The 17,859-nt window shown below is 49.4% G+C and carries 14 protein-coding genes; 10 read left to right on the forward strand and 4 right to left on the reverse strand.

Annotated elements, in window-relative coordinates; all coding sequences use genetic code 11:
• Positions 1–589 precede the first annotated feature (589 nt).
• Entirely contained in the window at positions 590–1,615 is a 1,026-nt protein-coding gene (locus EV294_RS00005) for a LysM peptidoglycan-binding domain-containing protein (RefSeq protein ID WP_132302997.1), read from the reverse strand.
• 285 nt (positions 1,616–1,900) lie between these two features.
• Between EV294_RS00005 and EV294_RS00010 the strand changes: the two genes are divergently transcribed.
• The gene (locus EV294_RS00010; RefSeq protein WP_132302998.1) at positions 1,901–3,010 is read left to right on the forward strand and encodes an N-acetylmuramoyl-L-alanine amidase family protein; all 1,110 of its coding nucleotides are present in this window, start codon (positions 1,901–1,903) and stop codon (positions 3,008–3,010) included.
• 123 nt (positions 3,011–3,133) lie between these two features.
• Entirely contained in the window at positions 3,134–3,298 is a 165-nt protein-coding gene (locus EV294_RS30155) for a hypothetical protein (RefSeq protein WP_165930537.1), read from the forward strand.
• Positions 3,299–4,016: 718 nt separating this feature from the next.
• On the opposite strand, the gene EV294_RS00015 is transcribed toward EV294_RS30155, so the two are convergent.
• Positions 4,017–7,640 carry an S-layer homology domain-containing protein gene (locus EV294_RS00015; RefSeq protein WP_132302999.1) on the reverse strand — a complete coding sequence of 1,208 codons (3,624 nt, stop codon included), beginning with the start codon at positions 7,638–7,640 and terminating at the stop codon, positions 4,017–4,019.
• A gap of 652 nt (positions 7,641–8,292) precedes the next feature.
• On the opposite strand from EV294_RS00015, the gene EV294_RS00020 reads away from it, so the two are divergent.
• The gene (locus EV294_RS00020; protein ID WP_132303000.1) at positions 8,293–8,979 is read left to right on the forward strand and encodes a DUF6199 family natural product biosynthesis protein; all 687 of its coding nucleotides are present in this window, start codon (positions 8,293–8,295) and stop codon (positions 8,977–8,979) included.
• A 153-nt stretch (positions 8,980–9,132) separates the two neighbouring features.
• Here the strand turns inward: EV294_RS00020 and EV294_RS00025 are convergent, their stop codons facing one another.
• A complete protein-coding gene (locus EV294_RS00025; protein ID WP_132303001.1) occupies positions 9,133–9,984 on the reverse strand; it encodes an SDR family NAD(P)-dependent oxidoreductase in 852 nt (283 codons plus the stop codon).
• Between the two features lie 176 nt (positions 9,985–10,160).
• Here EV294_RS00025 and EV294_RS00030 point away from each other — a divergent pair, with 176 nt between their 5' ends.
• Positions 10,161–10,646: a MerR family transcriptional regulator gene (locus EV294_RS00030; RefSeq protein ID WP_132303002.1), complete on the forward strand. Its 486-nt coding sequence runs from the start codon at positions 10,161–10,163 to the stop codon at positions 10,644–10,646.
• 311 nt (positions 10,647–10,957) lie between these two features.
• Here EV294_RS00030 and EV294_RS00035 read toward each other — a convergent pair whose 3' ends face one another.
• The gene (locus EV294_RS00035) at positions 10,958–11,392 is read right to left on the reverse strand and encodes a MarR family winged helix-turn-helix transcriptional regulator (protein WP_132303003.1); all 435 of its coding nucleotides are present in this window, start codon (positions 11,390–11,392) and stop codon (positions 10,958–10,960) included.
• Positions 11,393–11,500: 108 nt separating this feature from the next.
• On the opposite strand from EV294_RS00035, the gene EV294_RS00040 reads away from it, so the two are divergent.
• The 6 genes from EV294_RS00040 to EV294_RS00065 all read left to right on the forward strand — a co-directional run bounded on the left by EV294_RS00040 (position 11,501) and on the right by EV294_RS00065 (position 17,758).
• Positions 11,501–12,430, forward strand: a complete 930-nt coding sequence (locus EV294_RS00040; protein WP_132303004.1) for an alpha/beta hydrolase family protein — start codon at positions 11,501–11,503, stop codon at positions 12,428–12,430.
• Between the two features lie 23 nt (positions 12,431–12,453).
• Complete coding sequence (locus EV294_RS00045) at positions 12,454–13,446, forward strand: alpha/beta hydrolase family protein (protein ID WP_132303005.1); 993 nt, start codon at positions 12,454–12,456, stop codon at positions 13,444–13,446.
• Positions 13,447–13,650: 204 nt separating this feature from the next.
• On the forward strand, positions 13,651–13,998 hold the full coding sequence (locus EV294_RS00050; RefSeq protein WP_132303006.1) for a VOC family protein: 348 nt from the start codon (positions 13,651–13,653) through the stop codon (positions 13,996–13,998).
• Positions 13,999–14,301: 303 nt separating this feature from the next.
• Positions 14,302–15,225: an ABC transporter permease gene (locus EV294_RS00055; protein WP_132303007.1), complete on the forward strand. Its 924-nt coding sequence runs from the start codon at positions 14,302–14,304 to the stop codon at positions 15,223–15,225.
• 17 nt (positions 15,226–15,242) lie between these two features.
• Entirely contained in the window at positions 15,243–16,127 is an 885-nt protein-coding gene (locus tag EV294_RS00060; RefSeq protein WP_132303008.1) for a carbohydrate ABC transporter permease, read from the forward strand.
• Positions 16,128–16,183: 56 nt separating this feature from the next.
• Positions 16,184–17,758 (forward strand): extracellular solute-binding protein, encoded by a 1,575-nt coding sequence (locus tag EV294_RS00065; protein ID WP_132303009.1) that lies wholly within the window; start codon positions 16,184–16,186, stop codon positions 17,756–17,758.
• The last annotated feature ends 101 nt before the right edge of the window (positions 17,759–17,859 follow it).

Consider the following 17,859-nt stretch of genomic DNA (forward strand, 5'->3'; position numbering starts at 1 on the left):
GACCTTCCTCACCAGCCGTAAGAATAGTATAAAACGCCGCATCAAAATTTTCATTATTCTGTGGTGCCCCGTGAGGGGCATGGATGGCTAACGGGGTACGATAGTTCAATCAACAAAAGCTGCAGCGGATCGGAGAATCTACTGCAGCTTTTGTTGAAGTAAAGGGCAGAACGGTTCCAATATGTGGCTGCATTAGTTACAATCTCAGCAGTTGTTTTGACATCTTTTCAAATACATTAATTTATATGAAATAGATTTTGCGAGGTGTGCGTGTATTGAACGGAAATGAGCAATGGCATCGACATTTGGGGGCATATGGGATTTGTTTGAATGATGAAAAGTTATTAGTTATTCATTAGGGAGGCGGTCCATACTTCGGGCGATATGACCTGCCTGGTGGCACGGTTGATGCTTCACTTTTACAGCGACGAACTTGAAAATTCCCCCTCGCACGTGATTACATCAAATTGGAGGGGCTGAAAAGTCTCCTTCTTCAATTTGCTCGAAAACTTGCTTTCACACCAAATTCAAGATGTTGCTCATCAGAGGCTCCGCTATGGCGGAGCCTTTTCTGTCAGATTTCGATGACTTAAGCCTTTGGAATTTTTAGCACCGTGCCGGCTTTTACATCATCAATATTAGCAATATGATTGTAATTCGCGATGAACATCACATATTTGTCGGAGCCGTAATAGATTTTGGAGATGCTGTAGAGAGTCTCGCCACTCTTTACGGTATGATCGGATGTCTCGTTAACATCCGGCTTGTAGTTTTTCAGGGAAGGAATGATGAGATTGGTGCCAGCTTTCAAGCCTACATTTTTATCAAGCTTGTTTTCTTTCGCGATATAATCCACATATTCCACCGATTTGTAGAACATTCTGGAAACTCCTGACAGCGTGTCGCCTGCTTGGATTAGATAGGTAGCGGGCAAGTGTATTTTGGAATAGTCTTTAGTTCCTTGCTGGCCGCCATTTATCGATCCGGTTGTTGATGACAAGGCTGGGATCTTAAGAGTATCTCCGGCTTTCATATCATTAATAAACAAGATATGGTTATGCTCAGCAAGCAGATTATAATACTCCTTAGATTGATAAAACTTCTCTGATATCAATCTTAGCGTATCGCCTTTTTGGACCACATAGGTTGTTGGTAGCTTCACCGTTTTAGCAGGGGCTTCCGTAGGTTTTTCTATCTGTGCAGGCTTAGGCGTCTCCGTTGGCTTATCGCTTTCTCTGACTGGTGTGTTGGATGCAAGGGGAGCAGGTTCTTCTATTAAATCATTATAATCCTCTGCACGCTCTTGTTCCTCTTCGCTGTCAACGGATCCGGCGGTGATGGGGTCATCTTCCAATAGCTCGTTTCCGCCATTCCCATTATTAAGGGAATCTGAATCAGCTGGCTTGCCGATTCTGTTCTGCGCATTGGCTTGCTCGGCATCCCCGGCAGCTATCGGAAGTTTAGAATCAACTTTATTCGTATATTTGCCGTACAATACTCCGCAAATGCCAACAAGAATGATGACTATCGCCAGATAGATGATGAGATTTGTTTGTTTTAAAGATACCAATCTGCCTTTGGAATGTTTGCTGCTGCGTGTGGATCTCTTATTCAAAACGTAATCTTCTCCTTTGTTCCTCCATTTAAACCTATTCTATCGGACTTATTGAACTCTGTGGAATGGGCCTTAATAGCCAATTCATTCTCAACGAGCACTGCTAGTATTGCATATAGCCTGCTTTAAGTATGCCAATTTGAACAGTAGTCCTCTTTAGAAAATGTAGTTCTTTGGTGGCGCATGAGAATGCGGCTTAATATAGGTCTGCACGAATCTAGTTATTTCAGATATAATAGTAGACCTACATATCCTAAGAATATTAAAGGAGACTTATAGACTTCTATGAAAAAAATTGTATACCTGACAATTTTGATCTGTGGGTTGATTAGTATTTCTGGTTATATACCAAACCGAGCGGAAGCAAGCGGTAGTTATACGGCCAAGGTATACACCGACTCATTAAATGTCCGCAGCGAGCCATCGCGTGATTCGTCGATCGTAGGCGGTTTGAAGAATGGCGAGATTGTAACGGTTTCAGCTGAAGAGTACGGCTGGCTGCGCATCAAGTCGGACCGCGTCTCCGGTTGGGTGGCAGGACATTATTTGAAGAAAGTCGATGGCAACGTCGTTACGGCATCGGCGACAGATCAAGATGACAGCGTGCAGAACAGCTCTGCAGCCGCCCGTGCGACTGTGCTGGTAGATAGGCTTCGGCTCAGGGCAGGCGCCGGATTAAACCATAAAATTCTGGGATATCTAACAAAAGGTGAGGCTGTTACGATAATAGACAACCGGGAAGGATGGGTTCGGGTCCAGACCCGGGATAAGCAACTCGGCTGGGTATCGGATCGTTATATCGCGAAAGGCGAAACACGAACGGCGGCGGTTTCTTCGGGAAAATCGAAGAGCCTCAAGGGGAAAGTAATCGTAATCGACCCCGGTCACGGCGGAGACGATCCCGGAATGATCGGAACTACATATGAAACGATTGAGAAAAATCTTAATTTAAGCACTTCCTTCTACTTAGAGGATGAGCTTCGCAGTCGTGGAGCGCGCGTCCTCATGACAAGAACGAAGAATGAGGAGAAGCCCGGGCTGTCCGATAGGGTCAAGATAAGCGAATCCGCGGGTGCGGACGCATTCGTCAGCATCCATTATAATTCTTCGGAGAAAAACACGTCCGGCATACTTACCTTCTATTATTCGAATACAAAAGATCGGCCATTGGCCCGCGCGATAGAAAACAGGCTTGCGGACGGCATCGGCTTGAAGAGCAACGGGATCTCATACGGCAATCTTCACGTTTTGCGGGAAAACGATACGGTATCCGCACTCATAGAGCTCGGCTTCTTGTCCAACGCAAAAGATGAATCCATCGTCCGCGGCTCCAGCTATCAGAAAATAGCAGCCAAAGCAATTGCGAATGGGCTGGAGGATTACTTCAGCAGGTAACAGAGTGGTTCGTTATAGCGCAAGGCGTCAACAACTGCCTGTTTTATTTATTTCCCAGTCCGAATTCAATCTTATGCATAGTTTATTCTAATGCATTGAGTGATGTGGAAGGATGAGGGAAACGTGAAACAAAATCACAACTGGAAGAATAATACACACACGAAGAAAAAAAGGAAAAAAGAGGAGCTGCAACCCACAGGACAAAAGCTTGATTCAAATCTAAATGAGTTAGAATGGTTGGACGGGAAAGATGAATACAAAGTGAAGGAAAGACGAAGGGAAGAGTAATAATTTTGTTTTACGTAATATCGAATTGAGATTTTTTATATCACTATAGTACGAAGAACACGCCCGAAGCTATTGATATGTTCGGGGACAAGGGCTTCATCTAACGAAGAACGATAGCGCTATCCAGGAGCAGTTTGCCACCACGGCAGCTGCTCCTTCGTCATTAAGCTTAATAAGCAGGGTAGTTATTAGGCCAATCGGGTAAATTAACTAAAAAATGATGGAGGATTTACCGATGCGGTGGAGATGTGTCCTGCTAATTTGTGTATTGGGTTTAGTTATGGATTGTACAGAGGCTTACAGTGAAGACTAATGTCCTATGGTCGGGTGGAACTTGAAAATAAGAAAGTAATATCTGAACTTAAAATCTTATTCGCTCCAACTGGTTCATTCCAACTTTTCGCTCGTTGGAATCGATGACAGCAGTCTCGCCGCGACCTGCGAGGTTCCGCTGACTTCCGAGAAGTAGCCAAAGCAAAAACTCGGCAAAAAAGCCGTCGGGTTTTGGTTGGATATGATTCAAACCCTATTATACAAACCGTCATTGATAGCGAGTGCATCGACAGCGGTACCCAAGTGATAATGAAGCAGGCATAGACCAAAGCCCTATGCTACTGTCGTGTGTTCAGACCGGAGCATTTTCTTTGTAAAATAGAAAGAGACCCTTCCGGTTGGATATTGTCCAGCCGGAAGGGTCCGCATTTTTCTGTTTACGCTTTTACTTAGCCAGATATTCGACGAACCTTACAAAGATAGTGGCTACTTCGGCGCGGGTGGCGGTGGCGTTGGGGTCAAAGAGGTTGTTCGGCTTGCCTGATACAATGCCGATGCCCTGCAGCGCCTGAACGGCCTTGAGCGCCCATGAGCTGATCTCACTCTCGTCCGCGAAGGAGTTAGATTGGCTTTCAGGTATCTCATAGCCCTTGTACTTCATGAAGTTGTACAGGATCACCAGCATCTGTTCGCGCGTCAACGGTGAATTGGGGTCAAACAGGTCTACGTTTATACCGTTGACAATGCCGCTTTCGGCCGCCCACTCGACTGCCGCCGTGTACCACTGCCCGTCCGTCACGTCGCTAAAGCGGGAACTCGTGTAGCCGGAGCGGTTTACGTTCTCAAGATTGGCTAGTACCTGCACGAACATCGCGCGCGTCATTGAGGTGCCTGGTGAGAACGTCGTGGACGCCGTGCCGTTGAAAAGGCTGTATGTGTAGGCGAAGTTTACGTAGCTGTAGAACCATTCGTCCTTGTTGACATCCCTGAAAGGATTGCCCGACATCACGAGGAAGCCCAGCGGGGTGTCGTCATCGAACACAAGCTCCGCACCCTCATGGATGTTCATCGACATGCCGTTGTTTAAGCCGACACTCGCGCCGCCCGGTCCTACCACAACCTCGCCGCCGCTCTGTATCTTCGAGCCGCTATGGATATCCATCTGGTTGCCGTTCGGCAGGTTCACATGCGCGTCTCCGCCGCCAACTGTGACTGTACCGTCGCCCGCTATCGTCGAGCCGCCCGGAATGGTCACTGTGCTGTTGCCGCCAGGTAGTGCCACTTCGGCGCTCTTGCCCGCCGGAATGGTCACCTTATCGTTTGAGTCTATAGTTGTGCCTTCCGGTACCTTAATCTTCGTCCCACCCTTGATCGCGATCTCGCCGCCGCCGGGTAGGGTGGTGTTGCCGTTTTTGTCTGTGACCGCGGGCTTATCCTTAGGTGTATTCACAGTGTAGTTCGACTTCGATCCCGCGTCTGTCCCGTTGCCCGTATTTCCGCTGTTGCCACCAGAAGGATTGGGCACAGTAGGAGTTGTCGTCTTTGTCGGCGTAGCCGTTGCACGGATCTCCGCGCCTTCGCCCTTCGCATTTACAGCAACGATCTTGAAGGTGTAGGCTTGGTCGTTTGTCAGGCCCGTGAAGGTATATTTGGTCTCTGCCGCACCTAGTGTGACTAGCGTCACGCTGCCGTACCAGACCTTGTAACCCACTATCGCGCTGCCACCGTCGTCAGCCGGGGCAGTCCAGCTTAATGTGACCTGTCCGTCGCCCGCCGTTGCTTTGAAGTCGCCCGGAGCACCGGGCCCATCCGTTTTTCTCTGCGCGAACATCCAATCAAAGACGTCTGTGTAGTCATTGCTCCAAGCCGGCAAGTTAGGGGACTGCGCCGTTGGAGCTATGCTCCAAGTTCCCATCGTTATCTGGTTGTAAAGAACCGCAGCTTCAACCTCGTGCGCTATATAATCAGGCAGGGCAGGTGTGTTGTTTGGATTCGGCCTCTGACTCGGCTGATCATATTGATTGTAGGGCCATGTAAGAGCCTCATTGCTCTCAAAGCGGGAAGCTCTCGCGTTGGTCATTTTCGGCATATTGGTGTTTATGAAGGTAGCGAGGTTAGTCTGGTATATTCCAACGTTATTAGCATTGATAAACATCCAATAGGCCAGTTTGGCGTGAGCGTCGTTGGCGTTCGCGTTCGGTGATCCGTTTACCGGAGACATAGGTGCTGCGGCCGCGAAGAAGCCGGGGTAGTCGTTAACTAAGGTGTTCGTATACAGGCCGCCCCAAGAGAAGCCGGCCGCGTAAATACGGTTAGGGTCTACTGCGCCGCTGGCAACCAGATCGTCTATAACCTTCTTAACATTGGCTGTGGAGGGAGTAGATACGCCATTATAGGAAATATTCAGGATATGGCTGGCGTATTTTTCGGGATTTCCTTCCATTTTTTTCATTAGAGCGACCGAGCCGTTGGCGGATTTCATGGCCGCTTTGGGGTCTGTTTCAGCGTTTGTGCCGCCGCGTGACCTGCCGTGGGTATACACATACAGCGGCAATCGTTGCACCACATTACCGTTGCCATCCTTGTGAAGGTAGAGCGCGCGATTGACCGAATCGCCCGTGGGTGTTGTAAACTTGTCAAGGATCGGATTTACAACTTTGTCCTGTTCAAAAACCACGTTGCGAAGCGAACTCCCATCTGTTAGTTGGAGCTCGTCGTTCTGGACGATGTTGTAAACTTGCTTTGTCGAGTTACTGTTGCCGTCCAGCGTTATATTGCCGCCGCTCTCTGAATAAAACTCAAACTCAACTACGATGTAACGGCCGCTTGCCAGTCCTTCTTGATAATCCGGTGAATGGCTTACCGTCCCCAGATAGCCGCGTACCTTTGGTTCGTTGTTGGCGTATACCCTTGTGATCTTGCGCGTCCCTTCAAAGGTCACCGAGTCGCCGCCGAGGGTCGTGTTCCTAGCCGAGACGGTAAACAAGCCCGGTTTAAGCGCGGAGCCTAAAGCCGCCTTCCCATCGCCTAAGTCAATGATGACGGCCGTCGTGTACTCGCCACGGGCGAAGTTGTCATTCCATACGATAAAGGGAAGCTGCTTCGCGTCCGGATCGTTTTTGAATGTCACGTGAATGGTATGGTCAGCATCAACATTTGCAAAGGTATAAGTGCCAGCAGTTAGAGTCACGGCCTCGCCGTCTACCGTTACGGTATCCACAATTTTGCCGTGATTGGGGGTAAACGTAAATTGTTTGCTTGAGCCCTTAGCAAGTCTCAGAACATCGCCGGGTGGGTCCGGCGTTATTATACCGCCCGGTCCCGCCGTGGCGGTGATTGAGAATCTGGTGTCCGCTTCATTGGCTGAAGTAAGCTGCAGGCTGTCTGTAAATGTAGCATCGCTGGAATAACCCGCGTCCGGAACTCCGAAAGAGGAAACGACTTCATAGCGGTCACCGCCCTTTTCCGTCGAGTTATTGATATAGACCTCAAAGGTAAGCTTGCCTTCCTGTAAGGTCAAGGTTCCTTTGGGTATTCTCATCTCCACGATATATCCTGTATCCGTGATCTGGGTCCACGCAGCTCTGCCAGGAGCGGACTGTCCTGAAAACACGCCCGTCGCGCTGACGCGCCATTGGTTTGAGCCTCCGGATCCATTGCCGACATAAAACTCCAGGCTGTCGTACTGGTAATCTCCTCCGGCTCCCTGATAGAGATTGCTGTCCTTCACAACTACGCGGGCATACAGGTAGTCGTGGTCCCAAAGGATTCTGGCTGTGCCCGTGGCATGGGGTCTGGGGTCGTCGGGTACAGTGCTTTTGTTGATGGGATGTTCCATTGTCAAGGCCCACAGCGGGTCGTTTGACCCGAGTTCGGGAGTTCCGAAAATGGCGGTCGGCGTATCATTCGCCTGCAAGGTTGTAAGAGTTGTAGAACCGAGGTCGCCATCACGTGCTTCTGCGTACTGGATGTTGCCAGAGGCGGCGGCAAAGCTGGCAGGCGTTAGCGACGCCACCATTATTACCAAGCAACAGAGGAACGAGAGCATTCTGCCAAATCGTTTTGACATCAAATGAAAATCCTCCTTATTTTTCGATCCGGTGCGCCTACGGCTTACCCGCATCGTATTCGGACACATTGTCAATTTGACAAACGCCCAACTATAGGATGTGGTATATTTACCAGGTTTTCAACCTGTCAAAATATAGAATCTATGGAAACGCTTGCTCCGAGAAATCTTTAACAATAATCATGATTCCATTCAAATAGATGCTGATGTTAAAAAGGTGCGATTCTCATGATGGACGATTCGAAAATGAGAATACATTTGAAAGATGATTTATGCTAGTCATTTTGATAGAGACCATTTAGAAACTGAACAAAAGAAAAAATCAACTGAAACGCTAAATAGAATTGGCTTTATAAGATACAGATTTTGTACTAGAAGAGCTGATTAAGTTGCTTTATTAAATCATAACCCTCTTTGTTGGTGGAAAAGGATCAATAAAAAAGACACTGGAATAGGATATCAGTGTCTGTTTTTGTATCGTTTGTACATATGACGCAACGTGGGCAAATTTGCGTTCTAAAACAACCGCATGCACATCAACAGCCGATCTTGAGCTTGATTTGCTTGCAACCGTCTCTTTCATTAGGACGTAAAAAGGATAAAGCAGAAAGGATGAGCGTATATTTCTACCCGAGCGGCTTTATTCCGAACAATGAAAACGCCTAGTTTTATATTCTTCTTCTCCGTGATCCTTGTGTCGGTCTTGACGGGCGTCTTGTCGAGGCCCTATTTCACGGACCGCGTCTTCTACCTGTACGAGGATACATACAAACTCGCCGGCGAGCAGGACCGTCTCGTCACCTATCATAGCAGTACGGCCGGTCCCGTCCAAATACGTACCGACGACGAGTTGCACCGCACTTTGATCATCGGCGGGCAGTCCTATGCGATTGCGGACAAAAGCGTTCCTTACTCTACCAAGTTTCGGGTAACCTATCCGAACGGCCATGTTTACAGAGTCGAGGATAATAACGGGATTCTCTTGAGCTACGATGACAAAGGCAATATCGTTATGGTTGTTCAAGTGTACGCCAACGGCGAGCGGATTAAGCAGGAAGGGGAAGAAGATTTTTCTCCGTCGGCACTCGTGATGGCGGCTTACCCTGATTACCATGTCAAACGAGGCATGCCAGGGTTTCTGTTTCTTGCCCTCGGCCTTTTGATTTTTGGCTGGTGCAACTTCCGGTACCAAGCCTTCCAGGATTTAATGTTCCGCATATCTCCGCAGCGGCTTATGTACGAGAACCCCGAGCCGAGCGACTTCTATTATTTCATGAGCAAAGTCGGCGGCATTGTCGTGATGATCGGTTCGATTTTCATCGCTTTCAAAGCGTATTAGGCGCATGAGGACACTATCTTTGCGATTCGGTTAAAGTAAAAACAATAGCTTAAAAGCCAAGGAGCAGATCGCCGTTGCGGTAACTGCTCCTTATATCGTTAAGCAGAAGAATAGGTTAGCGCAGTACCCCCGTTCAAGTTCAAGGTCTGGGCTTCAAGACACGAGAAATTCGTATTCGTAAATGGCTTGAATTCTCTCCAAAACGTTATGCGCCTGGTCTTTAAACTTTAATCCCGTAACCCGCCCTTTCAGCAAAAACACGCCGCTCTCATGACGGTGTTCCCCGAGAGCCCCTTCGTTCAGCTTATTGGCGCCAAGGGTAGGAGGCGAGAAAAATAGCTTCATTAATATTTCAACCAAAACGGGCAGTCCGGATTGTTTCCCTTTTCTTAGCGTATTGTTGCCACCCGGATCAACGCTACGGATCTTGATGTCGTCCTTGGCGAGCTGCGATGCGATGGCCTGAGTCCATAGCGAAAGAGCTAACTTTGAGGCCGCGTAGGGACCAAGCAGCTTGCGAAAGGTTTTGGGATGCTCCAGGACTTCGATCGAAAACTCTTTTGTAAATTTTAGGGCTGAAGAAGAGGTATTAATTACCGTTTTTAAACGACTGTTTGCTAGGAGTTCCTTTAATTCCATCAGAATAATATAAGGAACGATCGTCATCAACTCATAATGCTTCTCGCGTCCTTGTTTCGAATAGCTCAACTCGGGAAATGAACCTCCGGCGTTATTGAATAATATATCGATCCGCCGCTCCTTGCTTTTGATCTCTTCCAAAGTAACCTTCAAGCTGGTAAAGTCGGCAAGATCATCCGTTTTATAAATGCGAAGCGATCCGCTCTTGACAGCATTGTGGATGCTCATATCATCGGCAGGAAAGTCAGAACGGTTTACAGCAACCACATCCCAGTTCTCCGACAGTAATTTCCGCGTTAGTTCCAACCCGATTCCGGCGCTTGCGCCTGTAATCAATGCGATATGTTCACCTTGGTACTTGTTCATCGTGCATCTCCTTTTATATGGGGATATTTGTTTCGATAGCGCACAGTTTATAACTTGAAGTCGACTCCAAGTCAAGACGCGAAAACAAAGTTTTTATCCAAGGAGAAGGGATTTGACTTGGAGCCAGCATCAAGATGTATAATGTGTACAAAAATCAATCTTAGGGAGGGAACAGGATGAAGGAAGAGCCGCAATGCTTTACGATAAAGCAAACAGCCGAGCAAACCGGAATTAATGAGGATACAATCCGTTATTACGAAAAGATCGCGCTGCTGCCTCGCGTAGAACGGAAGGATAACGGGCACCGCATCTACCGGCAAGAGGACATCAATACGATTCGGTTGATAGCTTGCCTGAAAAAAACGGGGATGCCGTTAGAGGAAATTCGGCCTTTTTTGGCGGTCTCAGCCGATACCGATCCCGCGGAATATCCGGAGCTTGTGGAACTCCTAAGAAGTCATCGTGAAAATATTGTCAGCCAGATCGCTTCCCTGCAGCAAGTTGTTGATTTTATCGACATGAAGTTGGAGGAAGGGAGATATAGACGGGACTGCTCGGATCTAGAAGGCGTGCCGGAGCAACCAAAGCCTGTCTCACCCGGAGAGATGAGGTATTTTTCCGTATCGGCCAAAGCGGGCAAATCACAGACCTCGGTAAGATAAGATCGTCATAACAAGGAGGAGCACCTACTTCCCGCATAAACTGATGTAGTCCGTTGAGCTAGACCGAGTAGCTTAGCTTAATAAACTACGAAGACGCGGATGCGGATATGGATAGGCTGCCGCGTTATGCTCACGATTGAGCTGACTGGGAACTAAAGTTAATGTTGCGGTACATAGCGGGGGGGCTTTTGCTTTTGGACAGCAAAAGCCCCTCCATCGTTTTGATAGAGGGGGCCGGATTAACTCACGTTCAATATCTGCATAAAAATACTTAGTCATGGCGTGGGTCCAGTATAAGATGCTGCAGACCCTTATTTTGTTCTTTCCGCCAGCCTCGTAATCGACTCCACGTCTTGATCGGTTAATTGATCCAGAAAATGTTTGCGTATAGCCATGGAGACGATGGGACGGGCATCGTTTAAGGCTGATTTGCCAATGGGAGTAATGATGACCTGAACACCGCGATCGGTGTCTAACGGCTTCCTCATCACCAGCCTGCGTTTCTCCATCCGCGTCAGATGATGAGACAATCGGCTCTTATCCCAATCCATGGATTCGGCCAGCTCCTGTTGGCGAAGGCTGCCGTCCCCCAGAAGGTCTAACCGGTCCAGTACTCCATAATCGCCCTCTGATAGTCCGGTGTGATCGGACATCTCTTTGATTACGCGACCGAAGATGCTGTGAAAGGAGCCTTTCCACTTATACCATAATTGAATTTCTTCTTCGCTCAGTTCGCTCTTATTCATGAATTCATAATAACATGGTTGACACGTCAACCACAAGGTGCTACCCTTATTAAAGGTTGACGTGTCAACCAAACTAATGCTGAGAAGTCCAAGAAAGGAACATCTATTATGCAAACCAACGTAAGTACGTCAACTCCAGTTATCTCGTTTAAGCCGGTCATACTATCGGCCCCAGGCCGAGGCCAGGATTTGCAAGTGCGGGTATCAGCGCCAGCGACGGGAAGCCAGTTGCCTATTATTATTTTCTCGCAAGGCTTTGGTTGGTCGATGGATAGCTACGGTCCGTTAGTCGACTACTGGGCTGCTCACGGCTTCGTGGTCATTCAACCCACCCATCTCGACTCGAGGACGCTGAATCTACCCCCTGACGATCCCCGTACACCAATGATCTGGCGCTTCCGCGTCGAAGACCTGAAGCTCATCCTTGACCAACTTGATCGTATTGAAGCTTCCGTTCCGGTCCTCGGCGGACGTCTCGACCGAAGCCGTATTGCCGCAGCGGGACACTCCTGGGGAGGCCAAACGGTCAGCATGCTGCTCGGTGCACGAGTCCTCGATGCCCATGGCGAACCGGGAGAGGACATGTCCGACTCGCGGATCAAAGCGGGCTTATTGCTTTCAACGACTGGCCTTGGCGGAGAGGACTTGACTCCGTTCGCGGCAGAGCACTTCCCATTCATGAACCCGAGCTTTTCCGATATGAGGACGCCGACTCTTGTGGTCGCGGGGGACCATGACCAATCCCACCTGTCCACTCGGGGGCCGGACTGGTTCACAGATCCCTACTTCCTGAGCCCGGGCACCAAGAGCCTGCTCACTCTCTTCGGGGCAGAACATATGCTTGGCGGAATCTCCGGGTACAACGTCGCGGAAACGACGGACGAGAACCCCGAACGAGTTGCTTTTCTTCGGCAGCTCACGTTGTCGTACCTTCGAGATGCGCTCGACCTCGACAACTCCAGCTGGCTGGAAGCCCGCAAAGCTCTGGAAGAGAGTCCCCACCCGTTAGGTCGAATTGAATCCAAGCAAGAGTATTGATCTGAAAAAGGAGAGTGTTATTCATGCAGGCTAATCTAAAGGGAGAGCGTACCATGAGCAAGCCGTTTACTGAAGCTGCCGGTATTCCTGTCAACGATCCCACCCCGGTTATAACCTTCAGCCCCGTTGTGCTGTCGGTCCCCGGCCGGATTGTGGATTTGCACATCAAGATCTCCGCGCCTTCGACGGGCAGCGACCTGCCCGTGATTCTTCTGTCGCACGGCCATGGGCCTTCGAACTTCGTGTCATCCCTACACGGCTACGGGCCTCTCGCCAACTTCTGGGCAGCCCACGGCTTCGTCGTTATCCAGCCCACTCACTTGGACTCGAAGGCGCTGGGCTTGCGTGAATCGGATAACCCAGAGGCACCGTTGTATTGGCGGTCCCGAGCCGAGGACATGCGCTGCATTCTCGATCACCTCGACCAGATCGAGGCTGCTGTTCCGGGGCTCGGCGGGCGCCTAGACCGGAGCCGAATCGCCGCAGTCGGGCATTCAATGGGCGGGCATACGGTAGGCATGTTGTGTGGTCAGGGGGTTACTGACCCGGTCGACGGGACGGAAGTGAATCTAGCCGACCCTCGGATCAAGGTGGGCGTACTGTTGGCTGCGCCAGGCAAAGGTGAGGATCTCGCCGCGTTCGCAACCGAGCACTACCCCGTCTTGAGGACAACTAGCTTCGCCACAATGACAACGCCAGCCCTCATCGTTGTGGGGGATAACGACTGGAGCCCCGCGTTCTCCGATCGCAAGGATTGGCGCTCTGATGCGTACTTCCTGAGCCCCGGCCCCAAATGCCTGCTGACGCTGTTCAGAGCTGAGCATGGGTTAGGCGGGGTGGCCGCGTACGACGCGAAGGAAACGACCGACGAAAACCCCGATCGTGTGGCTGCGCTGCGAGCGCTCATCTGGTGCTATCTCCGTACCATGCTTTACCCTGAAGACCCGGCTTGGCCCGCAGCGTTTGCCGCGTTGACGGATACGCCTAATCCGCTGGGTATTATCGAATGTAAATGAAGCTCTTAATAAGCCGCGCGACATTAGTACACAAAGAGCAAAAAACACAACTGCGCATTGGGCGGACTGGTCTTCCCCACACCGCCTTACGCTTGGTTGCTTCGTGATTTGTCGAGGAACAAGGACATTCCATTAGAAGCCGAGAATATGGTTGTTATTATGGGATAACATCCAGGTTGATTATAAATAAAAGGAGGATTCTCTATGGATATAAAAGAAACAGGAATTATCCTATTCTGTGAAAATTATGAAGCGGCGTTGGAGTTTTACTCTGGGAAACTGGGTTTGCCCGTACGCAAAATGGGGGATGCATTATCTGTATTAGGCTTCGGAGGCAGCTATCTCATGTTGGAGGACAGCGGTGTTGCTTCACTAAAGGAGAAAACAAGGGCAGAGAACCCGACAGTTATTCGTTTTAACGTCAATAATTTTGGAGAGGCTGTCGCAGAATTAGAGCGCCGTGGAGTCTTTGTTGATGTCAAGAAATTAGATTGGGGAACGATTGGAGTTGTCATTGACCCTGAAGGTAATCGGATTGAATTGAAGGACTAAATTTAAGTTGTCGTGAAGCAAATAGGATATCTGGTTAAAGAGCGGGTTATCGAAAAGATAGCCTGCTCTTTCTTTATGCGAAAAAAGAAGATTCGGGATGTAAGGTGAACGATCATCCCGCATTCGGCGCAGCCGAAGGGGATACCCTACTCACCTAAATTGGCTACTACCCTCCCCTCAGCGCAAAAACGGCCCCAGTTCGGCTTTGTTTAAATCCAAACTATAAAGGATAAGATCCACTCATGGTTTTCGATTTCCCTCAAATCTACAATTAAACTATCACAAGAGAGAAGGGAAAACGCTATGAAAAATGGAGTCATTCGGGAATTGTTTAAAAATCGCACCTTACTGCTTATGTTCCTTCCTGTAGCGGTACTCCTATTTTTGTTCAACTACCTGCCGCTGGCCGGACTTGTAATCGCCTTCAAAGATTTCGACTTTACCAAAGGCATCTTCGGCAGCGACTGGATGGATCCGCTATTCGATAACTTTGATTACCTGTTCTCCTCGGACACCGCGTTCCGGGCCGTAAGAAATACGATTCTGCTGAATGCGCTGTTTATTACCGTTGGCCTCATTTTCGAGGTCGGGTTCGCGCTTTTGCTAAACGAGGTCAGGAACAAATATTTCAAGCGGGTATCGCAGTCCCTGACGTTCCTGCCGTTCTTTATCTCCTGGATCGTCGTTGGCGTATTCGCCTATAACCTGCTCGATTTCGAGAGCGGCGCGGTGAACCACTTCCTGACAAGCATCGGCCTCCAGCCAATCGACTTCTATAGCGAAGCGGGCTTATGGCCAATCATTCTCACCATCGCAATCCGGTGGAAGGCAACGGGCTACGGCACGATCATCTACCTGGCGGCATTAACCTCCATCGATAACTCTTATTACGAAGCGGCTTCGATCGACGGAGCGACAAGATGGCAGCAAATCCGGTACATCAGCCTTCCGATGCTGCGTCCAACGATCATTATACTAACGCTGCTCGCCGTGGGGAGAATTATGAATGCGGACTTCGGCATGTTTTACGCGATGGTTGGCGACGCTTCCCTGCTGTTCCCGACGACAGACGTTATCGATACGTTCGTATACCGCAGCTTGCGCAAATCCGGCGATATCGGCATGGCGTCCGCGGCAGGCTTCCTGCAGTCGATGATTGCATTTGTTCTGGTTATCGCGAGCAACTACGCCGCACGCAAAATCGATAAAGATTCGGCCATCTTCTAGAACGGAGGAAACACGATATGCACGCAAATAGATTTTCAATCTCGCAGTCTCTCATCATTATCCTTATATCTTTGTTCAGCCTGTCCTGCTTATTTCCGTTCATCATGGTTATATCGGGCTCGCTAAGCACAGAAAAAGACATTATGGATTACGGCTATACGGTGTGGCCGCATCACATTACGCTAGACTCCTACAAGATTTTGCTCCTCGGTTCCAACCGGATTATCGATGCGTACGGCATCAGCATTCTCGTGACCGTGGCCGGTACCATTTTATCGGTGTTCGTCACCAGCATGGGCGCCTACGTAATGGCGAGGCGGTCGTTCAAGTATCGCAATATATTATCCGTCTACGTCATCATTACGATGCTGTTCAACGGCGGGCTGGTGCCTTGGTATATCATTTGCGTGCATTATCTGAATTTGAAAGACACGCTTTGGGCACTCATTTTACCGATGCTCGCCAACGCTTTTAATATGTTCCTGATCCGCAACTTCATGAATTCGATTCCGGAAGAGATTAACGAGTCGGCGAAAATGGACGGAGCGGGCGAATTCAAAATTTTCTACAAGCTGATCATGCCGCTGTCGCTGCCCGTACTCGCAACCGTTGGATTATTCGTTGCCCTGAGTTACTGGAACGATTGGTTCCTCGGCCTGATGTTCGTTGACAAGCAGGAGCTTCAACCTCTGCAGCTGCTGCTTCGAACATTGGTATCCAACGTTGAGTTTCTGAAGAGCTCGAGCAACGCTTCGGCGATGCAGCGCATATCGGCGCAAATTCCTTCGGAATCGATCAAGATGGCGCTTACGGTCGTTACGATCGGGCCAATTGTTTTCCTGTATCCGTTTTTGCAGCGTTATTTCGTAAAGGGCCTCATGGTAGGCGCGGTAAAAGGATGACTATATCGGTTAACGCCGTGTAGTATATAAATCACAAGCATAAGGGAGAGGTCAGGATGAAGAAGAAGATCCGCATCATGTCGTTAGCTCTCGCTGCTACGATGTCGCTTAGCTTAATGCTTTCGGCATGCAGCAGCTCCGGTAACGGCAACGGCAACAACACGCCTAGCAACAGCGGCGGGAACGCAAACGCTCCTAAGGAGAGCCCGGCAACCGAAAGCACGGAGCCTGAAAAAGAAGTCACGCTTAAATTTTATTTTGGCGGCGATAAAAAAGCGGCTACCGACGAAGTATGGTCCAAAGTCAGCGAATACGTGAAATCCAAAGGCCTTAATGTTAAATTCGATATCAACTTTATTCCGTTTGGCGATTTTAAAGACAAAATGCTCGTCATGGCCGCTTCCGGCGACAAATGGGATATGAACTTTGACGGCGACTGGCTGTCCTACAAGCAAATGGCGGCTAAAGGCTCCTACATGACGCTGAACGATCTGCTGCCGGAATACGCGCCTAACCTCTATAAGAAGTACCAGGAGCAAGGCACGCTTGGCGCAGCTACCGTTAACGGAAATATCGTAGGCCTGCCATGGACAATGAAGATGAATGAACGTAAGTTCATCGCCTGGCGTTCCGATTTAACTGAGAAAGCGGGAATCGATGTTCCGGAAGGCTCGATCAAAACGATTGAAGATCTCGACAAATTGCTTCGCGATATGAAAAAGGCTTATCCAAACGAAAAAATTAACCGCACAACGCCGCTGTCCATGTATATGGTACGCGACGAGTGGGTGGACCTGAACTTCCATGGACTTGGCTTCTACCTGAATGATCCAACTGTAAAAGTTCAGCCGGTCGAGCAGCAGCCATTTTATCTGGAAGCATCCAAGCTGGTCAAAACCTGGTACGACGAAAACCTGATTAACCGCGATGCCATGATTGACAAAACGGATGGAGCAGCCGAGTGGAGAAACGGCAAGATGCTCGTGACGCTTACCTCCCATGAATGGGTTAACGCGAACCCAGGCTTCTCCGATCCGACATATAAACTGGAATCTTCCGTGCTTTATCCGGACAAAAAGTTCGTGAACCGTACCGCGCTGGCTAACGTCGTTGCGATTAACCGCAACTCCAAAAACGCCGACCGCGTGCTCCGCTTCCTCGACATGATCGAGACGGACAAAACGTTGTACGACCTTGTGCAATACGGGATCGAAGGCAAAACGTATGTCCTGAACGGCGACACGGCCGAATATCCGGAGGGCATGGATACAACGACCAGCAACTACATGGAGTGGGGCGGCCAATGGGCGTTCTGGAAGCCGCAATTCATGCGTCCAACGATGACGTACGGACCGGGCTTCTGGGAGAACGAAGCGAAGTTCGCAAGCGAGCCTAACAACGTCAACTCGCCGATCGACGGTCTGTTCCTTGCGGAAGACACGATGAAGAACGAAGTGGCGAAACGCGACGCGGCAAGCGACGAGCTGAGCCGGCCAATCGAATTCGGCGTCGTGAAGGATGTAGACAAAGCCGTTAACGACTACATCGAAGCACAAAAGAAAAACGGTCTGGATACGATCATTACGGAGACTCAAAAACAAATCGACGCGTTCCTTGCAAACAAGAAGTAATCCTGCAGCCAGCTAATATATCGCAAAGACAAACAAGAGAAGCCAGCCTGATGACACCTAAGGGGGCTTCTCTTTTTTCTCGGCTTTGTAAGCGGATACAG

The organism is Paenibacillus sp. BK033 (assembly GCF_004345425.1).
In the GTDB taxonomy this organism is placed as follows: domain Bacteria; phylum Bacillota; class Bacilli; order Paenibacillales; family Paenibacillaceae; genus Pristimantibacillus.

What these genes read in the sequence shown, in the direction of transcription:
- EV294_RS00010 (WP_132302998.1), top strand. Translation starts at nt 1,901, where the DNA reads ATGAAAAAAATTGTATACCTGACAATTTTGATCTGTGGGTTGATTAGT.
- EV294_RS00015 (WP_132302999.1), bottom strand. Translation starts at nt 7,640, where the DNA reads ATGTCAAAACGATTTGGCAGAATGCTCTCGTTCCTCTGTTGCTTGGTA.
- EV294_RS00020 (WP_132303000.1), top strand. Translation starts at nt 8,293, where the DNA reads ATGAAAACGCCTAGTTTTATATTCTTCTTCTCCGTGATCCTTGTGTCG.
- EV294_RS00025 (WP_132303001.1), bottom strand. Translation starts at nt 9,984, where the DNA reads ATGAACAAGTACCAAGGTGAACATATCGCATTGATTACAGGCGCAAGC.
- EV294_RS00030 (WP_132303002.1), top strand. Translation starts at nt 10,161, where the DNA reads ATGAAGGAAGAGCCGCAATGCTTTACGATAAAGCAAACAGCCGAGCAA.
- EV294_RS00035 (WP_132303003.1), bottom strand. Translation starts at nt 11,392, where the DNA reads ATGAATAAGAGCGAACTGAGCGAAGAAGAAATTCAATTATGGTATAAG.
- EV294_RS00040 (WP_132303004.1), top strand. Translation starts at nt 11,501, where the DNA reads ATGCAAACCAACGTAAGTACGTCAACTCCAGTTATCTCGTTTAAGCCG.
- EV294_RS00045 (WP_132303005.1), top strand. Translation starts at nt 12,454, where the DNA reads ATGCAGGCTAATCTAAAGGGAGAGCGTACCATGAGCAAGCCGTTTACT.
- EV294_RS00050 (WP_132303006.1), top strand. Translation starts at nt 13,651, where the DNA reads ATGGATATAAAAGAAACAGGAATTATCCTATTCTGTGAAAATTATGAA.
- EV294_RS00055 (WP_132303007.1), top strand. Translation starts at nt 14,302, where the DNA reads ATGAAAAATGGAGTCATTCGGGAATTGTTTAAAAATCGCACCTTACTG.
- EV294_RS00060 (WP_132303008.1), top strand. Translation starts at nt 15,243, where the DNA reads ATGCACGCAAATAGATTTTCAATCTCGCAGTCTCTCATCATTATCCTT.
- EV294_RS00065 (WP_132303009.1), top strand. Translation starts at nt 16,184, where the DNA reads ATGAAGAAGAAGATCCGCATCATGTCGTTAGCTCTCGCTGCTACGATG.